Source organism: Bradyrhizobium sp. SZCCHNS1022, assembly GCF_032484835.1.
GTDB lineage: Bacteria > Pseudomonadota > Alphaproteobacteria > Rhizobiales > Xanthobacteraceae > Bradyrhizobium.
This window is the reverse complement of the sequence record NZ_JAUETT010000002.1, coordinates 1,238,980-1,256,030: the sequence shown is the minus strand read 5'-3', so window position 1 is coordinate 1,256,030 and position 17,051 is coordinate 1,238,980. Positions and strand designations below refer to the sequence as shown.

General features: G+C 63.5%; 18 protein-coding genes. 8 read left to right on the top strand and 10 right to left on the bottom strand.

Annotated elements, in window-relative coordinates; all coding sequences use genetic code 11:
* Positions 1 to 87: 87 nt before the first annotated feature.
* Entirely contained in the window at positions 88 to 282 is a 195-nt protein-coding gene (locus QX071_RS19350; RefSeq protein ID WP_315767775.1) for a hypothetical protein, read from the bottom strand.
* Between the two features lie 224 nt (positions 283 to 506).
* Between QX071_RS19350 and QX071_RS19345 the strand changes: the two genes are divergently transcribed.
* Positions 507 to 1,436 carry an alpha/beta hydrolase gene (locus QX071_RS19345; protein ID WP_315767776.1) on the top strand — a complete coding sequence of 310 codons (930 nt, stop codon included), beginning with the start codon at positions 507 to 509 and terminating at the stop codon, positions 1,434 to 1,436.
* A gap of 259 nt (positions 1,437 to 1,695) precedes the next feature.
* On the opposite strand, the gene QX071_RS19340 is transcribed toward QX071_RS19345, so the two are convergent.
* From QX071_RS19340 to QX071_RS19325, 4 genes are all read right to left on the bottom strand, one after another.
* The gene (locus QX071_RS19340) at positions 1,696 to 1,926 is read right to left on the bottom strand and encodes a hypothetical protein (RefSeq protein WP_315767777.1); all 231 of its coding nucleotides are present in this window, start codon (positions 1,924 to 1,926) and stop codon (positions 1,696 to 1,698) included.
* 594 nt (positions 1,927 to 2,520) lie between these two features.
* Positions 2,521 to 3,714 carry an alanine racemase gene (alr, locus tag QX071_RS19335; protein ID WP_315767778.1) on the bottom strand — a complete coding sequence of 398 codons (1,194 nt, stop codon included), beginning with the start codon at positions 3,712 to 3,714 and terminating at the stop codon, positions 2,521 to 2,523.
* 45 nt (positions 3,715 to 3,759) lie between these two features.
* Complete coding sequence (locus tag QX071_RS19330; RefSeq protein WP_315767779.1) at positions 3,760 to 5,262, bottom strand: replicative DNA helicase; 1,503 nt, start codon at positions 5,260 to 5,262, stop codon at positions 3,760 to 3,762.
* Positions 5,263 to 5,541: 279 nt separating this feature from the next.
* On the bottom strand, positions 5,542 to 5,664 hold the full coding sequence (locus QX071_RS19325; RefSeq protein ID WP_315767920.1) for a hypothetical protein: 123 nt from the start codon (positions 5,662 to 5,664) through the stop codon (positions 5,542 to 5,544).
* Positions 5,665 to 5,766: 102 nt separating this feature from the next.
* Here QX071_RS19325 and QX071_RS19320 point away from each other — a divergent pair, with 102 nt between their 5' ends.
* Positions 5,767 to 6,018, top strand: a complete 252-nt coding sequence (locus tag QX071_RS19320) for a hypothetical protein (RefSeq protein ID WP_315767781.1) — start codon at positions 5,767 to 5,769, stop codon at positions 6,016 to 6,018.
* Here QX071_RS19320 and QX071_RS19315 read toward each other — a convergent pair whose 3' ends face one another.
* Positions 6,019 to 7,269, bottom strand: coding sequence for a cyclopropane-fatty-acyl-phospholipid synthase family protein (locus tag QX071_RS19315; RefSeq protein ID WP_316171889.1), 1,251 nt, complete (start codon positions 7,267 to 7,269; stop codon positions 6,019 to 6,021).
* A gap of 422 nt (positions 7,270 to 7,691) precedes the next feature.
* On the opposite strand from QX071_RS19315, the gene QX071_RS19310 reads away from it, so the two are divergent.
* Positions 7,692 to 8,603 carry a hypothetical protein gene (locus tag QX071_RS19310; RefSeq protein WP_315704214.1) on the top strand — a complete coding sequence of 304 codons (912 nt, stop codon included), beginning with the start codon at positions 7,692 to 7,694 and terminating at the stop codon, positions 8,601 to 8,603.
* Positions 8,604 to 8,701: 98 nt separating this feature from the next.
* Here the strand turns inward: QX071_RS19310 and rplI are convergent, their stop codons facing one another.
* The 4 genes from rplI to rpsF form a co-directional block, all read right to left on the bottom strand.
* A complete protein-coding gene (rplI, locus tag QX071_RS19305; protein WP_315704213.1) occupies positions 8,702 to 9,298 on the bottom strand; it encodes a 50S ribosomal protein L9 in 597 nt (198 codons plus the stop codon).
* A 42-nt stretch (positions 9,299 to 9,340) separates the two neighbouring features.
* On the bottom strand, positions 9,341 to 10,324 hold the full coding sequence (locus QX071_RS19300) for a DUF2232 domain-containing protein (RefSeq protein WP_315704212.1): 984 nt from the start codon (positions 10,322 to 10,324) through the stop codon (positions 9,341 to 9,343).
* Between the two features lie 130 nt (positions 10,325 to 10,454).
* Entirely contained in the window at positions 10,455 to 10,694 is a 240-nt protein-coding gene (rpsR, locus tag QX071_RS19295) for a 30S ribosomal protein S18 (RefSeq protein ID WP_008963441.1), read from the bottom strand.
* 5 nt (positions 10,695 to 10,699) lie between these two features.
* Entirely contained in the window at positions 10,700 to 11,170 is a 471-nt protein-coding gene (gene rpsF, locus QX071_RS19290; protein WP_315704211.1) for a 30S ribosomal protein S6, read from the bottom strand.
* A 378-nt stretch (positions 11,171 to 11,548) separates the two neighbouring features.
* On the opposite strand from rpsF, the gene fabD reads away from it, so the two are divergent.
* From fabD to mltG, 5 genes are all read left to right on the top strand, one after another.
* Positions 11,549 to 12,508, top strand: coding sequence for an ACP S-malonyltransferase (gene fabD / locus QX071_RS19285; protein WP_315704210.1), 960 nt, complete (start codon positions 11,549 to 11,551; stop codon positions 12,506 to 12,508).
* A gap of 37 nt (positions 12,509 to 12,545) precedes the next feature.
* Positions 12,546 to 13,283 (top strand): 3-oxoacyl-[acyl-carrier-protein] reductase, encoded by a 738-nt coding sequence (gene fabG / locus QX071_RS19280; protein ID WP_315704209.1) that lies wholly within the window; start codon positions 12,546 to 12,548, stop codon positions 13,281 to 13,283.
* Between the two features lie 427 nt (positions 13,284 to 13,710).
* Entirely contained in the window at positions 13,711 to 13,950 is a 240-nt protein-coding gene (locus QX071_RS19275; RefSeq protein ID WP_008969609.1) for an acyl carrier protein, read from the top strand.
* A 191-nt stretch (positions 13,951 to 14,141) separates the two neighbouring features.
* Positions 14,142 to 15,407, top strand: coding sequence for a beta-ketoacyl-ACP synthase II (gene fabF, locus QX071_RS19270; protein ID WP_315704208.1), 1,266 nt, complete (start codon positions 14,142 to 14,144; stop codon positions 15,405 to 15,407).
* Positions 15,408 to 15,714: 307 nt separating this feature from the next.
* Positions 15,715 to 16,974, top strand: a complete 1,260-nt coding sequence (mltG, locus tag QX071_RS19265) for an endolytic transglycosylase MltG (protein WP_315704207.1) — start codon at positions 15,715 to 15,717, stop codon at positions 16,972 to 16,974.
* Positions 16,975 to 17,051: the final 77 nt, after the last annotated feature.

The window sequence follows — 17,051 nt, the reverse complement described above, 5'->3', positions numbered from 1 at the left end:
TTCACTTCGAACAGCCGGCGCTACCGCGTTCCTGCATCACCTCCGCCAAGTGGACTGCGGCCAGCATGGATCCAGGCATGCCCCACATCAGCTCCGAATTGGAGGTCCAGTATTCGCTTCCGCGCCCGCATGCACCAGATCGGCGAGGCTCGATGTGGGAGCAATGCGCATGGCGAGAAGTGCGGCGCTCACGTCCGCAAACAGCAGAGAGCCGTGTTTCGCATCATCGGTCGGCGAATTGCTTTGGAAGTGGGCAATCGCCCGCTCGAGGAGCTTGGGCATGACGGGACGAAATCCTCGGTGATGCCGGTCGCGCCAATCCGACATGCTGGCTTCCGCGGCAACTGACATCTGGCGCTGCCGTCAAACTACGCGGGCTCACTTTGCGATCGACGTCCGAATGCGCTATCCACTTCGAGGTGGGGTAGGAAGGGCATGGGCATGATGGGCTCTGTCGCTTGCGCCGGTTCCCGCCCGAAGGTTCGAACGGGAGCGGAAGGATTGGCATGAAACTTTCGCAGATCGATGTCGGCGGCGCAGAACTTCAGGTCGCAGAGACGGGCCACGGCCGCGCTGTCCTGTTCTGTCACGGCTTTCCCGCCATCTGGTCGGTATGGCGCTCACAGATGCTCGCATCGGCAGATGCCGGGTGGCGGGCGATCGCGCCCGACATGCGAGGCTATGGTGGCAGCAGCGCTCCAGCAAGTGCTGAGGCCTACACGCCGTTCGACACGGTCGGCGACCTCGTCGGCCTTCTGGACCGGCTGGAGATACCCTCGGCCGTGGTCGTCGGGCATGACTTTGGAGCCAATGTGGCGTGGAACGCCGCGATGATGCGTCCGGATCGCTTTTCGGCAGTGTTCGGCTTGAGCGCTCCATTCCGATCGCTTCGCGGCCCGAGCTTTCTTGAACAACTCCGACTTGCCGGAAAACACGACTTCTACATGTTCGCGCAGATGCGTCCTGAGGCTGAGGACGCATGGGCAGATGCGGCGACCACGATTCCGGGTGTTTACTATTGGACATCGGGCCAAGCACCTGATGAGACCCGCTGGGATCCCTTCGATCGAGCGAGAGGGTTGCTTCGGCGAGCGCCCGAACCGCTCCGGACGATCGATCCGACATACATCGCGGAGGCAATCAGCGCGTTCTCTCGAACAGGATTCCGAGGCGGTCTAAACTATTACCGTGCGATCGATCCGTTCTTTGCCCGCGCCCGTGCATTCGCGGGGGCCACGATTCGGCAGCCTTCCTACTTCCTGACCGGCTCAAAGGACGGTCTCAATCGCGTTTCGCAGCCAAGCGAGACCGCTCTCCGGGCTTCTCTCTCTGACCTGCGTGGTTTTCAGATGCTCGAAGGAGTTGGCCATTGGCCTCAACTCGAAGCCGAGGAACAGGTGAACGAGGCGCTGCTCTCTTTCCTGGCCGGGTTGTAGTTGTTCACCGCAGGGAGGGGGCGTTCCGCTTCAGGCAGCGAGCAGGTGCCTCGCATGAGTTGGCGATATGCGGGTCCTTCGCAGCTATGAGTGCATCCTTGCGCCGCCACGGCCCCGGATATCGCTGCGGCAAGTGATATTGGCGTGGCCGGCAACCCGGACATCGCTTCGCTCCTCCGGGCTAGGTCTGCTGTTCTGATCGGAGCGCTATCTTCGATTCCGTCATTGGAAAGCGTTCGATAAGACTTCGGCGGTGCGGTTAGCCAACCCCGCGAGCCCAAGCTTCCTTTTGATCGATTTCCGGCTGAAGGGACTCCAGCGCGGCTGCTTGCCAATGCCGCCTCAGTTCACCGAACGGCAGCGCGTCCGTCTCGTAGGCAATGCCAACGAGGGGCAGCAGATCGGCATCCCTTTCGTCATGTCGCGTGGTCGTCCAGACCGCCAGGATTTCCCGTTCGCCTTTGATGTAAGACAGCTTGGCGGCCAGCATGTCCTGCTCAAAAAGGTGCGCGCCAAAACACGAAGTTCGCGAGCGTTTTCAACATGACTCGGCCTGTCCAGATCTCCAGCGAAAAATATTCTTGTTTCGCAATTTCAGAAATCGTGGTTCTCTACCGGCAACCCGCCTCATGCAGAGGGGCGTACGCGTCGTCACGATACGTAGAGGCGGGCTGTGATGGACGCTTCGGGACCGTCAGACGAACGGTCTTCGAGGCGTACGGTCAAGTCGCGCGGTCCTGATACTCCGACGCTAGTATCAAGTTCGCGACGAGGCTCTGTCTCGCGCGGATGACGGTGGCCAGAAAGCCCGGCGCACCGGGGAGAACGCGAAGCAGCCGTTAAAACCGTCGCGCAGGGAAGGCCGGGATGTCTCGGCCGATCCTGTGGTGACTGCCGCCTGCTTTTTTTGTTGCAGGCGGGCCATGGGAGCGGCGAGCTCCCGGCCTTCCCTGCGCCCTCGCATTTGAAGAGGGTCATGAAGGATACATCCCTCGGGCGTCAGGCGCCGCGAGATCGCGCAGCTATGCCCGGTGACGATGACAGGATGAATGGCAGCTTCAATCGGCAGGAGGACGTGATGTTCTCACGCGCTCTGTGCCGCAGCCGGCTCACCCTTGTAGACGCGCGTATAGCGCTTGCCGAGGCTGGTCAACACCTCATAGCCGATGGTGCCGAAATGATGCGCGAGTTCGTCGACCGTGATGCCCTCGCCGAGCAGGGTGGCCATATGGCCGCGCTTGACGGTTTTCGGCGGCACATCGGTGATGTCGGCCGCGATCAGATCCATCGAGATGCGCCCGGCGATCGGGCAGCGCTTGCCGGCGATGATCACGTCGGCGCCGCGGGTGCCGTCGTTGGAGCCGGCGGCGCGGAAATAGCCGTCGGCATAACCCGCCGAGATCACCGCAATCCTGGTCGGGCGGCGCGCGGTCCAGGTGCCGCCGTAGCCGACGGTGTCGCCGCGCTCGAGTTCGCGGAGCTGAACGATGCGGGCCTTGATGTCCGCGACCGGCTGCATCGGGTTGTCGGCTTCGGGGGTCGGGTTGACGCCATAAAGCGCAGCGCCCGGCCGCACCAGATCGAACTGGAACTGTGCGCCGAGGAACGTGCCGGACGAATTGGCGAGCGAAGCCGGCACGCCGGTGAATTCACTGGCGATCTCACGGAAGGCAGCGAGCTGGCGTGCGTTGATGGGCGCCTGGAGCTGTTCGGCGGAGACGAGATGGCTCATCACCAGAGTGATGCCGTGGTCGCCGGCTCGGATCCGCGGCACGATGCTCTGCGCCTCGCCGATGGTGAGACCAAGCCGGTTCATGCCGGTGTCGATGTGGATGGCGGCGCCGCCGTTCCAGCCGGTGCGGCGGCAGAACATGTCCCACTCGGCGAGCTCATGAAGGTCGCCGATCACCGGCCGGCAATTGTATTTTGCGTACTCGTCGCCGGTGTTCTGGAAGAAGCCGTTGAGCACATAGAGCGCGGCCGCGTCGGGCAGCGCAGCGCGGGCAGCACGCGCCTCCGACAAAGTGGCGACGAAGAAGGTCTTGCAGCCGGCGGCGGCAAGCGCGCGTGCCACTGGCGCCGTGCCGCAACCATAGGCATCGGCCTTGATCAGGCCGGCGCATTCCGCGGGCACCGCGGTCTTCTCCAGCTTGCGCCAGTTCGCCGCCAGCGCATCGAGGCCGACGGTCAAAACGCCGGTGGCGCTGGGCGGCACGTGATCCGGTTCGAGCGCCGGCGCGTCCACGTCGCCAGCCGGTTTCGGGCTTGGAACTGTCATGGAGGGCTTTTACGCGCCGCAGCGTTCCCGTTCAACCGCGCAAGGTTAGTAATCGTGGCTGGGTGCCATGCCGTCATGAGCGAGGTCACCGAACCGCGTGACCGAGGCGTCGAAGTGCAATTCGACCGTGCCGGTGGGACCGTGACGTTGCTTGCCGATGATGACCTCGGCCTTGCCGAGAGCCAATTCCATTTCGGTCTGCCACTTGGCGTGTTCCTCGGTCCCCGGGCGCGGCTCCTTGGCGGCGAGATAATATTCTCCGCGGTAGACGAACAGCACGACGTCGGCGTCCTGCTCGATCGAGCCGGATTCACGCAGGTCGGAAAGTTGCGGGCGCTTGTCGTCGCGGTTCTCGACCTGGCGCGAGAGCTGCGACAGCGCGATGATGGGGACGTTGAGCTCCTTGGCCAGCGCCTTCAGGCTGGTGGTGATCTCGGTGATCTCCTGCACGCGGTTGTCATTGCCGCGCTTGCCGGAGCCGCTCAAGAGCTGGATGTAGTCGATGACCAGCAGGTCGAGCCCCTTCTGCCGCTTCAGCCGCCGCGCCCGGGCCATCACCTGCGAAATGGAGATGCCGCCGGTCTCGTCGACATAGAAGGGCAGGGACTGCAGCTCGATCGAACATTCCCGCAGTTTTTCGAAGTCGGCTTCGGTGATACCACCGCGGCGGATCAGGCTCGACGGGATGCCGCTGCGTTCGGCGACGATACGGGTGGCGAGCTGCTCGCCGCTCATTTCGCAGGAGAAGAACCCGACCACGCCGCCATTCACGGCCTTCATGGAGCCGTCGGGCTGCAGCTCGCCGCGATAGGCCTGCGCCACGTTGTAGGCGATGTTGGTGGCGAGCGAGGTCTTGCCCATGCCGGGACGGCCGGCCAGGATGATCAGGTCGGAGTGCTGCAGGCCGCCCATCTTGGCGTCGAGATCGCGCAGGCCGGTCGAGATGCCGGACAGCTTGCCGTCGCGCTGAAAGGCCTTGGCAGCCATGTCGATGGCGACGGTCAGCGCCTGGGAAAATTTCTGGAAGCCGCCATCGTAGCGGCCGGATTCCGCGAGCTCGTACAGCCTGCGCTCGGCATCCTCGATCTGGGTGCGGGGTGTGAAATCGACCGGCGCATCATAGGCGACGTTGACCATGTCCTCGCCGATGCCGATCAGGTCGCGGCGCAGCGACAGGTCGTAGATGGTGCGCCCATAATCCTGGGCGTTGATGATGGTGGTGGCTTCCGCCGCGAGCCGTGCCAGATACTGGCCGACCGTCATGCCGCCGATGTCGACATCCGCGGGCAGAAAGGTCTTGAGCGTCACGGGCGTGGCGATCTTGCCCATCCGGATCAGGCTGGAGGCCGTCTCGAAGATGGTCTGGTGAATCGGCTCGAAGAAATGCTTCGGCTCGAGGAAGTCGGAGACGCGGTAGAACGCGTCGTTGTTGACCAGGATGGCGCCCAGGAGACCCTGCTCCGCTTCGATATTGTGCGGTGCGCTTCGATAGGCTGGCGCCGAAGCGTCGGGAGACAGTTTCAGAACGTTCGAATCAGTGGCGGCCATGACAGCGTGTTTAACAGCTTTCGAGGGGAGGCGATAAAGCGCCCGTCCTCACCGAAGCGAAAGCGAAAGCTCGCCGATATTCACCGCCGGGTAATAGCAGTGGATGAATCCGGCTTCGCCGGATGCCAAGCTTGACCGGAGGAGGCCGAGGTAAGTTCCGCGCAATGCAGGAGCCGTCACGAGTTTGGGAATTGGTCCCGCCGATCTGAACCGGGAACGTTTCGCCCCGACCAAAGTTTGAAAGGTTTCGTTAACCTCGTGGCGGATCGTTCGGCCGGCTCAGACAAGCAGGAGATAGAGCAACGCGACGAGGGAAGCGCCCACGCCGGCTGCGATCAGCGCGTAATCGGTGCTGAAGTCGGTCTGGGGGTCCAGCATGGCCTGGTGCGTGTTCCGCGTCATTCCGCTGGCTTTACGGAAAGGCGCCGGCATTCTCTGTGAGCCAGTTCACACGGACCGGTATTTCTTTGGGAGCAGGGCGTTCCCGCGGGCAGGAGGCGGCAGATGAAGCGCCGATTTCGGAACTGGCGGTCGGAGCGGCAGAGCCGGAGCTGGCTGGCCCTGCTGGTGCGCACCTTCGATGACGTCGCGGAGTCCCGTGCCTCGGCCCAACCGGTCCCGACGCCGGAGGCGCTGCGGGCGCAACTGCTGCGCCCGCCGGCGGCGGCCCGGCTCGGCCGCGGTTCACTGCATCGGATTTTGGGCGGAACGAGCCCGCGAACTGCCGCACGCGGGACTTCCGGCGGGACGGTGTGACTATTCGCCGGCCATCTTGAGCACGGGGCGGCTGCCGCGCTCCCGCGCGCGCAAGCGGGCCTCTTCATGCGGGATGTAATCGCGGGTCATCGGCACGACGTCCTGCCGCTTCGTGAGCTGGATCTGGAAGTTCATCATGTTCTGCTTGCGAAAGGCCATTTCCGATGCGGCCAGGTAAAATTCCCACATCCGCGCGAACCGCTCGTCGTAGAGCTGCACCGCTTCTTCGCGCCGCGCCATGAAACGCTCCCGCCACGCCTTCAGCGTTTCGGCATAATGCAGGCGGAGGATTTCGATGTCGCAGACCAGGAGCCCCGCGCGCTCGATCGCCGGCAGCACCTCCGACAATGCCGGGATATAGCCGCCGGGGAAAATGTATTTCGCGATCCACGGATTGGTGGCATCCGGTCCTTCGGAGCGGCCGATCGAATGCAGCACCATGACGCCATCGTCGGAGAGCAATTCGGCGCAGCGGCGGAAATAGGTCTCGTAGAAATCGACCCCGACATGTTCGAACATGCCGACCGAAGCGATGCGGTCGAACGGGCCGGGCACGTCGCGATAGTCCTGCAGGATGAAGCGGGCCCGGTCGCTCAGACTCTTCTCGGCCGCGCGGGCATTGGCCACCTGGACCTGCTCGGTCGACAGCGTCACACCGGTGACTTCGACGCCGGCAGTCTCCGCAAGGTACAGGCCGAGCCCGCCCCAGCCGCAGCCGATGTCGAGCACCCGGTCGCCCTTGTCGAGCAAGAGCTTCGCGGCGAGATGGCGCTTCTTGGCGAGCTGCGCGTCGTCGAGCGTCGTGTCCGGCGTCTCGAAATAGGCGCAGGAATATTGCTTATCGGCGTCGAGAAACAGCGAGTACAGCCGCCCGTCGAGATCGTAGTGATGCGCGACATTGGTACGGGAGCGGCCACGGAAGTTGAACTGCCCGAAGTGCCGGGTCAGATAGCGCAAGCACCACTGCAGTTTGGCCCAGCGCGGCAGCACGTCGGGCTGGTCCATCACGATCGCAAGCAGGTCGGCAATCGAGCCGCGCTCCATGACGAAGCTGCCGTCCATGTATATCTCGCCCAGCGCGAGCTCCGGGTTGGTGATCAACCTGCGTTGGGCTTGCCGGGTCAGAAACCGCGCCGCCACGGAGGCTTCTGCGGCATCGCCGCAGCGGAATCTGACGCCGTCCGCGGTCGTGAACTCGACCGAACCACGGCGGATGAAGCCCCTCAAGAGGCTACGCAACAAACGGTCCATCTACACCACCCAACGAGCTATCCCGTGAGATGCTGACTTTCCCGGCCGTCGCACTCGACGCGTTGGGAACCGATTGGTTCCCTTTCAACAGATTTTTATGATAGTAAGCTCCCAGTTCGGACGGTACTGCGTTGCAGACAAAGCGGATATTCCAAAAGTGACATTCGCCCGTACCGCATCTGCGCGCTTTCCTTCGCACGATATTGCGCTAAAAGGTGACGCCGCAAGCGCCGATGCGGCGCTCCGCGCTTATCGCTCCTCACGGCACGCGCATGTGAGGGATGAGGGATCGCCGGCAAAGACATGAATTTGAGGCGGTTTCGGATTTGATCTTCGCCATGATGGTGAGCGAAAGCACGGGCGCGACTATTCCCTTGAACGATCGCGAGGCGCGCGGTCGGGACCGCAGCTGGAGAACGAGAATGGTGGGCCGGGCGCTGGGTTTGGGCGCGGTGATGCTTACGCTCTGCATGGCAGGGCCGATACAGGCGCAGGAAAATCTCGAGGCTGGCAAGAGCCCGTCGCAGATCTTCGCCGGAACTTGCGTGGCTTGCCATAAGAGTCCGCGGGGCCTCGTGAAGAGCACTGCACCGGGATCGTTGCCGGGCTTCCTTCGTCAGCACTACACGACGAGTCCCGAGATGGCCGGCGTGCTCGCCAACTACCTGCTGTCGAACGGGGCAACCGACGCCCGCTACATGGGCAAAGGCAAGGACGGCAAGGAAGCAAAGCCGGATCCGAAACCGGAGTCTCGTTCGGAGACGGGACCGGGCGGCCCCGAACAAGCGCAACCTTCGCGGCGCGGGCGCCGACACCATCCGGCCGCCGCGTCGGAGGTGCGTGAAGCTGCTCCGGAATCCGAGGGAGCGGCTTCGCAAAACGAGCCGGCGCCGCGCAGCGGCCACCGCAAGCGCATGTCGCGGCATGGGGCTGCGACGCAGGCGGGGACCGATGCCGACGGTCAGCAGCCTGCGGCCGAACATCCCGCGGTCGAGGGCCGCAGGTCCGTCACCAAGCGGAAACACGGCAAGCCGTCCGGCGACGACGCTTCAAAGCCCGATGCATCGGCCGGGCAGCCGTCCGACGCTGCGCTGGAAGCTCCGAAGACGGAGCCGTCGCGGACTGAGAATACGGGGTCAGTGGATCGTGTGGAGACGCCGAAGGTTGAGGCGCCCGCGACCGAGAGCTCGAAGACAAGGGAGTCAGCCGTGCAGCCGGCCGATCCGGTGCCGCCGGCCGCTGCGCCGACGGTCACACAATCGATCCCGACTGCACCGCCGCCATCGAGCGCAGCGAGCGATCCGGCCGTCCCGTCATCGCCGGCCTCGCATTGAGGGCGTGGCCGTTGTCAGGCAAATATTAGCGATTACGCAGAACGTAAAAGAGCCCGGCCGTCGAGGCCGGGCTCTTGCTTTGACACGCTTTGAGAAAACTATGACGCGGACTCGCCAGCCGGGACAACATCCTCTTGCTGGGCTTCCGGATCGAAGAACTCGCCGGCGGCCGCTAGCGCTTCGGCCGCTGCATCGAGATCCTCCTGGCGCGTCGAGATGTCTTCACCGCGCTTGATCCGCTCGGCTTCGTCGGCGCTGCGAGCCACGATCACGGTGATCGATGCCTCGACTTCCGGGTGAACAGCGATCGTCACCTTCTGCAGACCGATCGCCTTGATCGGAGCGTCGAGCCAGACCTGCGGGCGGCTGACGGTGATGCCATCCGCGTCAAGCGCCACAACGATGTCGCGCACGGAGACCGAGCCGAACAGCTGGCCGGCTTCGGAGGCCTGGCGGATGATGATGATGTCGCGCCCGTCAATCTTCTCGGCGACTTTGCTCGCTTCCGACTTGGCCTTGATGTTGTTGGCCTCAAGCTCGGCCTTCATGCCCTCATACTTGGCTTTGTTCTCGGCCGTCGCACGAAGCGCCTTCTTGCGCTTCAAGAGGAAGTTGCGGGCAAAGCCGTCCTTCACCTTTACGATCTCGCCCATCTGGCCGAGCTTGGCGACGCGTTCCAACAAAATGACGTCCATCGGTATTCTCCTTGTCGTACTGTTCAGGTTCGAGGGTTGAAGTTAGGGGACTGGCAAAGGTGGCGGCCGGCGCTGCCAAAATCGCTGGCGTAGCCCAAATGCAAGATCGGCGAGGCCGAGCACGGCTAATGCGCAAAACAATATCGGCCAGATCGGTGTGAAGATGAGCGCGTAGATCAGGCCGAGCCAGAGCGGACGGGCGCTCCAGGTGAGCGACAGCGTATGGAGCACTGCAAGACCGGTCAGCGCATAGGCCGCCAGGAGCACCGACGTGACGATCGTTGCGATGATCGCGACCAGACCTCCGACAAAACTGAAGCCGATCGCCGCAAACAGTGCAGCGACCGTCAGCGGCGGCAAGGCGACGCTGCGGAGGTCGGGCCAGGGACGACGGAGCAGGCCGGAGGTCGCGGCGATCTTGGCGGCCAGCCATAGGTTCACGGTCAAAGTCGCCGTGGCAAAGATAGCGGCAAAGGCCGGCGCGACCTTGATCAGCGCATCGATCCATTGATCGGCATCTGCCGATATCGGCGAATCCGCCGCGCTTGCGACGCGCGAGAGCGCCCGGTGCAAGGTGCCGGTGATTGTCGCGGCGTCGCTGCCGAGTGTGAGCAGGGCGGCAAAAGTCGTCAGTGAAGCAACCCCGGCGATCCAAAGCAGGATGCGCTCGATCGGGTACCATTGAAAGGCGGCTGCAGCGTCTGCCGGCTGAAGTGGCGCCCCAGGGGCATGGTTGTCGGCCGGACGTCCGAGCAGGGCAAGATGGCCGAGCCACCACGCCGGCAACGCCACCGCGATGGAAAAAGCAATGCAGTAGGAGAAGCTGACCGCTGCGCCGAGGCAAGTCGCGGCCGCAATGCCGCCAATCGCGGCGTAAAGCGGGCCCCAGGCGATCGCCGCAACCATCAGGGGCAGCGGAGCCAGGCAATAGAGCACGAGCGAGATCAGCGCGCCCGAAATGATCGAGGCGAACATCAAGGCCGACGCAGCGCCGGCCGCAAGCGCAATGGCGAACAGTCCAATCATCAGCTGTCCCGCTCCTTTCGAGCGGTTAGAGGTCAGCTTGACCCCAACCATCGGCGACCGGACGATCCGGAAGCCTTATGAGCAAGTGAGATGCAGTCGGCAGCCTACGCGGCCGCCGACTGCAGACGTCTTAGCGAATGACGTAAGGCAGCAGACCGAGGAAGCGGGCGCGCTTGATCGCGCGCGCAAGCTCACGCTGCTTCTTGGCCGATACCGCGGTAATCCGGCTCGGCACGATCTTGCCGCGCTCGGACACATAACGCATCAGGAGCTTGGAATCCTTGTAATCGATCTTCGGCGCGTTGGGACCCGAGAACGGGCAGGTCTTGCGACGGCGGAAGAAGGGGCGACGTGCAGGAGCTTCAGCCATTGTTCTTACTCCTCGTCCGGAGTTTCTTCGTCACGGGGCCGGCGCGGGCCGCGATCGCCGCGGAAACCGCCACCATCGCGATCGCCGCGGAAGCCTCCGCCGTCACGATCGCCACGGAAACCGCCGCCACGGTCATCGCGCTCGCGATCGCGGTCAGCCTTGCGCATCATGGCCGACGGGCCTTCCTCGAGCTCTTCGACGCGGACGCTCAGATAGCGGAGGACGTCCTCGCTGATGCGCTCCTGGCGCTCGATCTCGGCGATCGCCGCTGACGGTGCGTCGATGTTGAGCAGGACGAAATGAGCCTTGCGGTTCTTGTTGATGCGGTAGGTGAGCGAGCGAACGCCCCAGTTCTCGGTCTTGGTGACCTTGCCGCCGAGTCCCTCGACGATGCCGGTCATTTGGGTCGTCAGTTCTTCCACCTGTTGGGTGCTCGCGTCCTGACGCGCGAGAAAGACATGCTCGTAAAGCGGCATGGATGTCCTTTCCAAGTTGGCGCGGAGCCCGGCGTCAAGCCCTTCGAGCCCTTCATGGAAAGGACTCGTAGACGTCAGCTCAGAAGGCGGAAACACGGGACGACGGGCCGACTGGCCCTGCCACATCAAAGTCGCCTGATCGAGGTGATTTTGCTGAGACCGTCCGTTCAGCTCCCGGCTCGGGACCCACGGATGGCGCGCTTATACCCATTTTCGGCCCGATGGCAAGGGAATCCTGCCTGATTCGGTGGGGGGAGAGCGGCTGAAACGTGACATGCGCTTGACATCCGCGCCTCCGGCGGTGTCTTTCCGGCCAAAGTCAGCGGATTCCAAATTTAGCGGATTCTAGGGATTTCGGAACGTTTCGAGGAGCGGCCGATGACGGCAGCATTTACTTTTCCGGGGCAGGGCTCTCAGTCGGTTGGCATGGGCAAGGCCCTTGCCGACAATTTCCCGGTGGCGCGTGCCCTGTTCGACGAAGTCGATGCCGCGCTGGGCGAGAAGCTGACTGCGATCATCTGGGATGGGCCGGCTGAGACCCTGCAATTGACGGAGAATGCGCAGCCGGCGTTGATGGCCGTGTCGCTCGCGGCATTGCGCGTCTTGGAAACGGAGGCGGGTTTTTCCGTTGGCCGGGATGCGGCGTTCGTTGCTGGGCATTCGCTCGGCGAATATTCGGCGCTGGCTGCGGCGGGCAGCCTGACGGTTGCCGACACGGCCCGGCTGTTGCGGACCCGCGGGTTGGCCATGCAGAAGGCGGTACCCGTCGGGGTGGGGGCGATGGCCGCGCTTTTGGGGTTGGAGTATGAAGTCGCCGTGGCCGTGGCCGCGGAGGCGGCGCAAGGCGAGGTCTGCCAAGCCGCCAATGATAACGGTGCGGGCCAGGTCGTGGTGTCCGGCAATAAGGCCGCCGTCGACCGTGCGGTGGAGATTGCCCGCGCCAGGGGAGCCAAACGCGCAATGCTCCTGCCGGTGTCCGCGCCGTTCCACTGCAAGTTGATGCAGCCGGCCGCCGAGGTCATGGCCGAAGCTCTTTCCAAGGTGACGATCCACAAGCCGGTTTCGCCGCTGGTTTCCAACGTCCTGGCGTCGCCCATCAGCGATCCCGACGAGATCCGGAGGCGCTTGGTCGAGCAAGTGACGGGGACGGTGCGCTGGCGCGAGTCGATCGCCTATATGTCCGCCCAGGGCGTCACCCGGTTCTTCGAGATCGGAGCCGGGAAGGTGCTGAGCGGCTTGGTCAAGCGTATTGCAGATGGGGCGGTTGGAATTGCCGTTGGGGGACCTGCCGACATCGCGACTGCGAAAGATGCTTTGATCGCCGCGACGGCGGCGTAAGTGCGGCCGCAACTGACGCGGCGTTGAGGAGAGTTGGATGTTCGATTTGAGTGGCAGGACCGCGCTGGTCACTGGGGCAACCGGGGGCATCGGAAACGCGATCGCCAAGGCGCTGCATGCGCAGGGCGCCACGGTTGCGATTTCCGGTACGCGGCGCGAGGTGCTGGAAACGCTGGCTGTCGAGCTCCGTGAGCGTGTTCATGTGCTGCCCTGCAACCTTTCGGACACTGCCGAGGTCGAGGCACTGGTCCCGGCTGCCGAGCAGGCCATGGGGCAGCTCGATATCCTGGTGGCCAATGCCGGCATCACCCGCGACAACCTGTTCGTCCAACTCCGTGACGAAGACTGGGACGAGGTCATCAAGGTCAATCTGACTGCAACCTTTCGCCTGGCGCGCGCCGCCACCAAGCTGATGATGCGCAAGCGATTTGGCCGAATTATCGCGATCACCTCGATCGTGGGGGTGACCGGCAATCCCGGGCAGGGCAACTACAGCGCCTCCAAGGCGGGAATCATTGGCATGATCAAGACGCTCGGGGCCGAATACGCCAAGCGCGGCGTGACCGCCAACTGCATCGCCCCAGGCTTCATCAAGACGCCCATGACGGACGCGCTCAACGAGAAGCAGCGGGAAGCCATCCTGACCAAGGTTCCGGCCGCACGTCTCGGTACGCCCGAGGATATTGCTGCAGCTGCGGTCTATCTCGCCTCGAACGAGGGCGGCTACGTGACGGGGCAGACCATCCACGTCAATGGCGGAATGGCAATGATCTGAGCCGCCGGGCATCTGGATGGTCCCTGGGACGAATGCGGCGAAAAGACGTCCCAGGCCGTGCTGATAATGAAGGTTTTGTGGGTATGATAACCGAACCGCCAACGGAGGGACAAAGAACGCCATTGCAGGATTTCCAAACCCTGTATATTGGCGGGGCGAAGCTTGCCGTCGTTCGCCGGGCCTTCCGTCGGCTGGTGCGACCGATCTGAGGTCCCTCTGCGGGACCATCAATCGGAGGTGCACTGGATTTATGGAGTTTGTGGTGGTCCCGCTTCCGAAGTCTTGGTCCGCAGGGGTCGGCGGATTTCGGAAAGGGGCTCACTGCGGGGCACATCTGTTTTGCGCGATCGCGAAGGAAGTTTACCAGCCGGGATGACGCCATCATCCGGGGGTCGGATCTTAAGGGAACAAGCACGAGGTTTGGACGATGAGTGAGATTGGCGAGCGGGTAAAGAAGATCGTGGTCGAGCACCTCGGTGTTGAGCCCGACAAAGTGGTCGACAACGCGAGCTTCATTGACGATCTCGGCGCTGACAGCCTCGATACGGTCGAGCTTGTGATGGCTTTCGAAGAAGAATTCGGCTGCGAGATTCCGGACGACGCGGCGGAGACCATCCTGACCGTCGGCGACGCCACGAAGTTTCTGGAAAAGAACGCCAAGAGCTGACGCCTCGGCGATCTCAAGCGAAACCGGCCGGACCGTTGCATGCGGCCGACCGGTTTCTTGCTATTGGCGGGCTGCGCGATCCGGAAGCGGCGCAATTTCCGTTACGTGATGCACAGCAAACAACAGCCTGACGCGCGCTTTCGATCAATTGGACGCGGTCGCGCCTCAGGCCCGGTCTGGAGAAAACAAAGATGAGGCGGGTTGTCGTTACGGGCCTCGGCATGGTGTCGCCACTCGGCTGCGGTGTTGAAACGACCTGGAAACGCATCCTCGAAGGCAGGAGCGGTGCCCGCAGGATCGAGACGTTCGACGTGTCCGATCTGCCCAGCAAGATTGCTTGCGTGGTGCCGCGGGGTGACGGCAGCGATGGCACGTTCAATCCCGACCAGTGGATGGAGCCCAAGGACCAGCGCAAGGTCGACGATTTCATCATCTTCGCGATGGCTGCGGCGCGCCAGGCGCTCGACGACGCCAACTGGCATCCGGCGACCGAAGAGGACCGCTGTGCTACCGGCACCATGATTGGCGCCGGCATCGGTGGACTGACGGGCATCGCCGAAACGGCAATTCTTTTGAAGGAACGCGGCCCGCGCAAGGTCTCGCCGTTCTTCATCCCCGGGCGCCTGATCAATCTTGCCTCCGGCTATGTCTCGATCGAGCACGGCCTGAAGGGGCCGAATCACGCCGTGGTCACGGCATGTTCGACCGGTGCGCACGCGATCGGCGACGCCAGCCGTCTGATCGCACTCGGCGATGCGGACGTGATGGTCGCGGGCGGCACTGAATCGCCGATCAGCAGGATCGGTATCGCGGGCTTCTGCGCTGCGCGCGCACTGTCGACCGCGTTCAACGATACTCCAGAGCGAGCGTCGCGGCCCTATGACAAGGATCGTGACGGCTTCGTCATGGGCGAGGGGGCCGGCATCGTGGTGCTCGAGGAATACGAGCATGCCAAGGCGCGGGGGGCACGGATCTACGCAGAGGTGACGGGATACGGCCTCTCTGGCGATGCCTATCACATCACTTCGCCGGCGCCCGACGGTGACGGCGGCTTCCGCAGCATGAGTGCGGCGATGAAACGGGCCGGCATCACCGCTGCCGATATCGACTATATCAACGCCCACGGCACCTCGACCCAGGTTGGTGACGAGATCGAGCTCGGTGCGGTGGAGCGATTGCTGGGCAACGCGGCCTCGAAGGTTACGATGTCCTCGACCAAATCCTCGATCGGCCATTTGCTCGGTGCGGCCGGGGCCGTCGAAGCGATCTTCAGCATTCTGGCGATTCGGGATAATATCGCGCCGCCGACCATCAATCTCGAGAACCCGTCGGTGCAGACAGCGATCGATCTCGTGCCGCAGGCCCCACGCAAGCGCGAGATCAACATCGTGCTGTCGAACTCGTTCGGATTTGGAGGCACCAACGCCTCTCTGATCCTGCGACGGGTCGTCAACTAAGTCGATGCGCGGCTAGGTCGATGCGCGGCGCAACCACCGTTTCGCCGTATTCGACAACGAATCGTTAGGTGGGCGTAGAGTTCGGGTCGCTTGCGTGAGGAATCGCAAGCCACGACTAGTGTTTCGATTCCGAGGTTCGCATCTTATCGCGGTTAGATTCGTTTGCGACATCGGAACCGTAGAGCGCTAGCAGAACCACCTGAATCGAGTGCGGCTTAGGATTTGAAGTTCCGATGAAGAACGCGCTGAGAAACCGGTCGGAACTTCAAATTCGCCGCACTTGGCGACAGGACTGAAGGTTGCATCGATGAGTGAACGGCCGCCCATCTCGCCCCGCAGTCCGCGCGCCGCGCTCGAGCCGGAGCAGGTTCCGCCACCGCCGCGGCGTTCGGATCGGGCGCGCAATCCGTTTGTGGTCGTCGGCAACGCCATCATTACTCTGCTGTTGTTCACGATGATCGGAGCCGGCGCCGTCTACTACTACGGCCGGCAGATCATCGAAGCGCCCGGTCCGCTGCAGGAAGACAAGATCGTCAACATCCCCGCGCGTGCCGGCAAGCGCGACATCGCCGACGTGCTGACGCGTGAGGGCGTCATCGACGTCAATCCCTGGGTGTTCATCGGCAGCGTATTTGCGCTCAAGGCGAGCTCGGACCTGAAGCCGGGCGAATACGCCTTCCAGAAGAACGCATCGTTGCGCGACGTGATCGGGGTGATCGTCGAAGGCAAGGTGGTGCAGCATTCGGTCACGATTCCCGAGGGGCTGACCTCGGAGCAGATCGTGGCCCGGTTGTCCGATAGCGACATCTTTTCCGGCGGCGTGCGCGAAATTCCGCGCGAGGGAACTCTGCTGCCGGAGACCTACAAATTTCCGCGCGGCACCAGCCGCGATCAGGTGATCCAGCGCATGCAGCAGGCGCAGAAGCGCGTTCTTGCCGAGATCTGGGAGCGCCGCAGCCCCGACCTTCCGATCAAGACGCCGGAGCAATTGGTCACCTTGGCCTCGATCGTCGAGAAGGAGACCGGCAAGCCGGACGAGCGCAGCCGTGTCGCTGCGGTGTTCGTCAATCGATTGAAGCAGAGGATCAAGCTGCAGTCGGATCCGACCATCATCTACGGTCTTGTTGGGGGCAAAGGCACGTTAGGACGACCGATCAAGCGCAGCGAGATCACGCAGCCGTCGCCTTACAACACCTATGTGATCGAGGGCCTGCCGCCCGGGCCGATCTCCAATCCAGGGCGTGCCTCGCTCGAAGCCGCCGCCAATCCTGCGCGCACGCGCGACCTTTATTTCGTCGCCGACGGCAGCGGGGGCCACGCCTTCACCGAGACCTACGACCTGCACCAGAAGAACGTCGCCCGGCTGCGGGCGATGGAGAAGCAGACCCAGAACGACACGGTCGAGCCGGAAGACGCGCCACCGGCCAACGCCAATGCGGCTGCGACGGAGCCGACCGCGAGCGCCCCCGCTCCAAAGCCGGCTGCCAGGAAGCCGGCGTCGCGCACGGGCGGGGCTGGTGCACGACAAGGGGCGGTTCAACCGGCGGCGCCTGCGGTTCCGCAGTAGCCTTGCACCCACCATTCGCAGCTGCAGAACCGGACTTAACATTTCGGCAAAAGGCCTTAAGGTTCGCGCAACTTTTA

Coding starts and splice junctions, on each gene's coding strand:
- QX071_RS19350 (WP_315767775.1), bottom strand. CDS start 282: ATGCCCAAGCTCCTCGAGCGGGCGATTGCCCACTTCCAAAGCAATTCG.
- QX071_RS19345 (WP_315767776.1), top strand. CDS start 507: ATGAAACTTTCGCAGATCGATGTCGGCGGCGCAGAACTTCAGGTCGCA.
- QX071_RS19340 (WP_315767777.1), bottom strand. CDS start 1,926: ATGCTGGCCGCCAAGCTGTCTTACATCAAAGGCGAACGGGAAATCCTG.
- alr (WP_315767778.1), bottom strand. CDS start 3,714: ATGACAGTTCCAAGCCCGAAACCGGCTGGCGACGTGGACGCGCCGGCG.
- QX071_RS19330 (WP_315767779.1), bottom strand. CDS start 5,262: ATGGCCGCCACTGATTCGAACGTTCTGAAACTGTCTCCCGACGCTTCG.
- QX071_RS19325 (WP_315767920.1), bottom strand. CDS start 5,664: ATGACGCGGAACACGCACCAGGCCATGCTGGACCCCCAGACCGACTTC.
- QX071_RS19320 (WP_315767781.1), top strand. CDS start 5,767: ATGAAGCGCCGATTTCGGAACTGGCGGTCGGAGCGGCAGAGCCGGAGC.
- QX071_RS19315 (WP_316171889.1), bottom strand. CDS start 7,269: ATGGACCGTTTGTTGCGTAGCCTCTTGAGGGGCTTCATCCGCCGTGGT.
- QX071_RS19310 (WP_315704214.1), top strand. CDS start 7,692: ATGGTGGGCCGGGCGCTGGGTTTGGGCGCGGTGATGCTTACGCTCTGC.
- rplI (WP_315704213.1), bottom strand. CDS start 9,298: ATGGACGTCATTTTGTTGGAACGCGTCGCCAAGCTCGGCCAGATGGGC.
- QX071_RS19300 (WP_315704212.1), bottom strand. CDS start 10,324: ATGATTGGACTGTTCGCCATTGCGCTTGCGGCCGGCGCTGCGTCGGCC.
- rpsR (WP_008963441.1), bottom strand. CDS start 10,694: ATGGCTGAAGCTCCTGCACGTCGCCCCTTCTTCCGCCGTCGCAAGACC.
- rpsF (WP_315704211.1), bottom strand. CDS start 11,170: ATGCCGCTTTACGAGCATGTCTTTCTCGCGCGTCAGGACGCGAGCACC.
- fabD (WP_315704210.1), top strand. CDS start 11,549: ATGACGGCAGCATTTACTTTTCCGGGGCAGGGCTCTCAGTCGGTTGGC.
- fabG (WP_315704209.1), top strand. CDS start 12,546: ATGTTCGATTTGAGTGGCAGGACCGCGCTGGTCACTGGGGCAACCGGG.
- QX071_RS19275 (WP_008969609.1), top strand. CDS start 13,711: ATGAGTGAGATTGGCGAGCGGGTAAAGAAGATCGTGGTCGAGCACCTC.
- fabF (WP_315704208.1), top strand. CDS start 14,142: ATGAGGCGGGTTGTCGTTACGGGCCTCGGCATGGTGTCGCCACTCGGC.
- mltG (WP_315704207.1), top strand. CDS start 15,715: ATGAGTGAACGGCCGCCCATCTCGCCCCGCAGTCCGCGCGCCGCGCTC.